The sequence below is a fragment of the Pseudomonas sp. MD195_PC81_125 genome, assembly GCF_014060985.1.
Taxonomy (GTDB): domain Bacteria; phylum Pseudomonadota; class Gammaproteobacteria; order Pseudomonadales; family Pseudomonadaceae; genus Aquipseudomonas; species Aquipseudomonas parakoreensis.
Map to the genome: position 1 here is coordinate 1 of NZ_JABULD010000387.1, position 5,037 is coordinate 5,037.

General features: G+C 60.6%; 6 protein-coding genes. 4 read left to right on the forward strand and 2 right to left on the reverse strand.

The features are described from left to right. The coding region (locus HT737_RS15875) for a sulfatase-like hydrolase/transferase (protein ID WP_182403214.1) at positions 1–647 on the reverse strand (647 nt) is incomplete at its 3' end. Positions 648–761: 114 nt separating this feature from the next. Here HT737_RS15875 and HT737_RS15880 point away from each other — a divergent pair. Beyond that, positions 762–1,712, forward strand: coding sequence for a choline sulfate utilization transcriptional regulator (locus tag HT737_RS15880; protein ID WP_182403217.1), 951 nt, complete (start codon positions 762–764; stop codon positions 1,710–1,712). A 46-nt stretch (positions 1,713–1,758) separates the two neighbouring features. Here HT737_RS15880 and HT737_RS15885 read toward each other — a convergent pair whose 3' ends face one another. Beyond that, a complete protein-coding gene (locus HT737_RS15885; protein WP_041073642.1) occupies positions 1,759–2,424 on the reverse strand; it encodes an NAD(P)-dependent oxidoreductase in 666 nt (221 codons plus the stop codon). 83 nt (positions 2,425–2,507) lie between these two features. On the opposite strand from HT737_RS15885, the gene HT737_RS15890 reads away from it, so the two are divergent. From HT737_RS15890 to HT737_RS15900, 3 genes are all read left to right on the forward strand, one after another. Further along, positions 2,508–2,852, forward strand: coding sequence for a DOPA 4,5-dioxygenase family protein (locus tag HT737_RS15890; protein ID WP_047297438.1), 345 nt, complete (start codon positions 2,508–2,510; stop codon positions 2,850–2,852). Between the two features lie 227 nt (positions 2,853–3,079). Next, on the forward strand, positions 3,080–4,387 hold the full coding sequence (locus HT737_RS15895; RefSeq protein ID WP_041073646.1) for a CitMHS family transporter: 1,308 nt from the start codon (positions 3,080–3,082) through the stop codon (positions 4,385–4,387). Positions 4,388–4,457: 70 nt separating this feature from the next. Further along, positions 4,458–5,037 (forward strand): TerC family protein (locus HT737_RS15900; protein ID WP_182403219.1); only part of this gene is annotated, 580 nt, incomplete at its 3' end.

Below are 5,037 nucleotides of genomic sequence, written 5' to 3' on the forward strand. Positions count from 1 at the left end.
GGAAGCGGGATATCCGCGTCGTCGTACAAATCCCAGAACGCCTTGGGAATGGTGTATGGGTCGTGTGGGTGCGTCATCGACACGGTCAGGCAGAACGGTTGGTCGCCGTCCTCGCGGATGTGATCGAACAGGTATTGCTGGGCCTTGAACACCACCTCTTCGTCGAAGTCGAGCTGATTGGTGCGCACGCACGGCCCGGCCTGCAATACCGACGACATGTTGTGATACCAGCTCGGGCGCACGTCCGGTTCGTCCCAGTTCACCGCCCAGCCGTAGTCGGCCGGGTAGATGTCGCTGGTCAGACGCTCTTCGTAGCCGTGCAATTGGTCCGGGCCGCAGAAATGCATTTTGCCTGATAGCGCGGTGCGATAGCCGAGACGTCGCAGGTAGTGGGCGTAAGTCGGAATGTCAGCGGGAAAGTCGGCGGCGTTGTCGTAGGCGCCGATCTTGCTCGGCAGCTGGCCGCTGACCAAGGTAAAACGCGACGGCGCGCACAACGGGCTGTTGCAGTAAGCAGCATCGAACACCACGCCCTGAGCGGCGAGGCGCGAAAGATTCGGCAATTTGATCGGCGACGGGCCGTAGATCGGCAACATTGGCGCGGCCATTTGATCGGCCATGATGAAAAGAATGTTCTTGCGCTTCATGTGATCGCGGCATTCCATAGTGAATAGTTATGCGACATTGCTGCGATCGAGCATGGAGTCCATGCTCTGTCGGGTAAAGCCCGCCCCGGACAATGACTAGGATAAGCACAGCTTATGTATGAAGCCCTCGGCAATCTGTCACTCGATCTGTTACGTGCCTTCGAAGCGGCGGCCCGTCACCGCAGTTTTACTGCGGCGGCGGTTGAGCTGGGCACCACGCAGCCAGCGATCAGCCAGCAGATCAAGCGTCTGGAAGAACAGCTGGGAGCACGACTGTTTGACCGGATCTATCGCGGTATTGAACTGACCGAGGGCGGCGCGATCCTGTTCGAGCAGGTTCAGCTCGGTTTGCAGCATGTTGACGCAGGATTGAGTGCGATCAGCACGCAGCAACAACACGAGGTATTGCAGGTCGCCACCGATTTCGCCTTCGCCGCCTATTGGCTGATGCCGCGCCTGCACCGCTTCCATGAAGCCAATCCGAACGTCGATGTCAGCCTGGTCACCAGCGAGCGCAACCACAACATGCTGCGCACCGACATCGATGTCGCGATCCTGTTTGGTGACGGGCGCTTCAAACAGGGCGAAAGCCATTGGCTGTTCAGCGAAGAAGTGTTCCCGGTGTGCAGCCCGCAACTGCTCAAGGAGCGCGCCCTGCCTTTGCCTGCCCAGGCGTTGCTGGAGTTTCCGCTGCTGCATCTGCGCGGGGAAAACAGCAGCAACTGGTTTGACTGGAGCGGGCTGTTTCGCGAACTGGGCATCAGCACCCCGCCGGCACCGGGGCAATTGCGCTTCGACAACTACACGCTGTTGATTCAAGCGGCGATTGGCGGCCAAGGCGTGGCCATCGGCTGGCGCCACCTTGTGGATAACTTGCTGAGCCAAGGCTTGCTGTGTCGGCCGATCGCCGAGACCACGTTGTCGCGCCTGGGTTATTACGTGGTGCTGCCGCAACGCAAACGCCGGGGCGCGTTGATTCAGCAGTTTGTCGACTGGTTGATGGCCGAGCAGGCCAGCAGCGCCGAATCCCTTGCCGGGGTGGCGCTGCCGTCGATTGCGGTTTGAACATCAAAAACAACTCTCTGTAGGAGCTGCCGCAGGCTGCGATCTTTTACGTATCCGACGTCGCCACAAAATTCACATGCTGCCCGACATGCAGGTTCAGCCGCAGCTCATCGGCAATCCCCACCGCGACCCGGTTCAGCCGCTCCAGCGGCTCCGCCAGCCCTGGCTCAAGATTGCCGCCGACCTGGCTGAAATGCTCGATGGTCAGCCCCGCCACGCCATGAGGTGCGTTCACCAGCGTCCACTGCAGCGGACTGCTCTGCAGGGCTTCGCGGATTTCTTCGGCGGCGTGGCGTTGCAGGCCGTCGTCCAGTTCCGGCTCGTCGAGCACGGCAAAATTCCCCACCAGAAACAGCCGTGAAACATTGGCCGCTTGCAGGCCGTCGACCAGCGCATCGACCGCCAGCACTTGTTCCACCGGCCCGAGCACCACGGACCTTTCCACATGGTCGCTGCTGAACGGCAAGCCCGGCGCGTCCAGCAGACAGATCACTGCCGAGCTGCCAGCTACGCTTTGCTTGACCCGCTCGGCATCGAACAAATCGCCGCTTTTAGTGCGCAGGCCGGGACGTGGCGCGAGTACGTTCAAATCGTCGAGAATCGTGATGACTTCGTGCTGGCGTCGCAGCAACTCAGCCATCAACGCACCGCCCAGGCTGGCCATGGCACCATAGAGCACCACTTTCACCGTCGGGGTTTCGGCATTTTTCATGGCTGATCCTTTTTATAATCCCTTGTATGGCGTGTGACATATGGGCACCGCCCAGGGTTCGAACCGATTTGCGAGGGTTTCAGATGCCAGCGATCAAGGGCTACCACGCCCACATCTATTTCGATGCCGACACCATCGATCAGGCACGCGCGTTGTGTGAGCAAGCCGCGCAGTCGTTTCCATTGAAGATGGGCCGCGTTCATGAACGCCCGGTCGGCCCGCACCCTGACTGGAGCTGCCAGTTGGCCTTCGGCCCGCAGATGATCGGCGAGGTATTGCCGTGGCTGGCACTCAATCGCAAGGGCCTGGTGGTGTTCCTTCACCCCGACACCGGCGACGATTTGCTCGATCACACCGAGCACGCGATCTGGATGGGCGCGATGCGGCCGCTGGACCTGTCTGTTTTCCGGTCAACGAAAGGTAGCTGAAAGGTTGCCCGATTAGGATCGCCGCCACTACCGGCAACAGACCGGTTGGCCAACGCGTGTGATCGCTCGCATGTCAGGCCCAATTAACAACAACAATGGTGATTCTGATGTCCTCTGTAGCCCGCCTTCTCGCTGAAACTCCGCCCGTACGTCTCGTGCTTCCCGTTCTGCGCTGATCCCTTCCGATCCGCTCACTCAATTAGCCGCGCTACGCCTGGAGTAATCCCATGCTGACTTTCCTTGGCTTCGCCATGGTCATCACGTTCATGTTCCTGATCATGACCAAGCGCCTGTCTGCGCTGATCGCCCTGATCATCATCCCGATCCTGTTCGCCCTGTTCGGTGGTTTCGCGCCGAAGATCGGCCCGATGATGCTCGAAGGTATTACCAAGCTTGCGCCGACCGGCGTGATGCTGATGTTCGCCATTCTGTACTTCGCCCTGATGATCGACTCCGGCCTGTTTGACCCGGCCGTGCGCAAGATCCTCAAACTGGTCAAGGGCGACCCGTTGAAAGTTTCGGTCGGTACCGCCGTGCTGGCGCTCGTCGTCTCCCTCGATGGTGACGGCGCGACCACTTACATGATCTGCGTGGCCGCCATGCTGCCGCTGTACAGCCGCATCGGCATGAGCCCGCGGATCATGGCCGGTCTGATCATCCTCGCCGGTGGCGTGATGAACATGACCCCGTGGGGTGGCCCGACCGCCCGCGCCGCCAGTGCGCTGCATGTGGACCCGTCGGACATCTTCGTGCCGATGATCCCGGCGATGGCCGCCGGTGTGGTGGCGATCCTGATCATTGCCTACTTCTACGGCAAACGTGAACGTGCGCGTCTGGGCGAGTTGCACCTGATCGGCGACGAGATCGATCACAGCGAAATCAGCGTCTCGCAGTTCCCCGATGCCCGTCGTCCGAAGCTGATCTGGTTCAACGGCCTGCTGACCCTGGCGCTGATGTGCACCCTGATCGCCGGCCTGCTGCCGCTGCCGGTGCTGTTCATGGTGGCGTTCAGCATCGCGATGATCGTCAACTACCCGTGCCTGCAAATGCAGAAGGACCGCGTGGCGGCCCACGCCGGCAGCGTGCTGTCGGTGGTCAGTCTGATTTTCGCGGCGGGTATCTTCACCGGTATCCTGTCCGGAACCGGCATGGTCGACGCCATGTCGAAAAGTCTGCTGGCGGTGATCCCGGACTTCCTCGGGCCCTATCTCGCGGTAATCACGGCGCTGGTGAGCATGCCGTTCACGTTCTTCATGTCGAACGACGCGTTCTACTACGGCGTGTTGCCGGTGCTCTCCGAAGCGGCCAGCCATTACGGCATCACCGCGGTGGAAATGGCCCGTGCCTCGATCGTCGGTCAGCCCGTCCACTTGCTCAGCCCGCTGGTACCGTCGACGTACCTGCTGGTGGCGCTGGCCGGTATCGAGTTCGGTGACCACCAGCGTTTCACCCTGAAGTGGGCAGTGCTGGTCTGCCTGTGCATACTGGTGGCCGCCTTGCTGCTGGGGACATTCCCGCTGTTCAGCACGATGTAACGGCATTCACTCACCATGACGCCAGCTGCTTGCTGGCGTCATGGTTTAACACTCGCTCAAAGGAATACACATGGATTGGCTGACCAACCCCGAAATCTGGGTTGCCTTCTTTACTCTGACCGCCCTGGAAATCGTTCTGGGCATCGATAACATCATCATGATTTCGATCCTGGTCAGCCGCATGCCCAAGCACATGCAGCAGCGCACGCGGATCTTCGGCCTGGGTCTGGCGATGATCACGCGGATCCTGTTGCTGCTGTCGATCACCTGGGTCATGCGCCTCACCGCCGACCTGTTCGTGGTGTTCGGCCAGGGCATTTCCGGGCGCGACCTGATCCTGTTCTTCGGTGGCCTGTTCCTGCTGTGGAAGAGCTCGCAAGAGATGTACCACGCACTCGAAGGCGAAGACGAAAGCGGCGACGAGCCTTCGGGCAAGGGCGGCAATTTCCTCTACACCATCATCCAGATCGCGATCATCGACATCGTGTTCTCGCTGGATTCGGTGATCACCGCCGTCGGCATGGTCTCCCATGTGCCGGTGATGGTCGCGGCAATCGTCGTTGCCGTGCTGGTGATGATGGCGGCCTCGGGCAAGATCAGCGAATTCATCGACAAGCACCCGTCGCTGAAGATGCTGGCGCTGTCGTTCC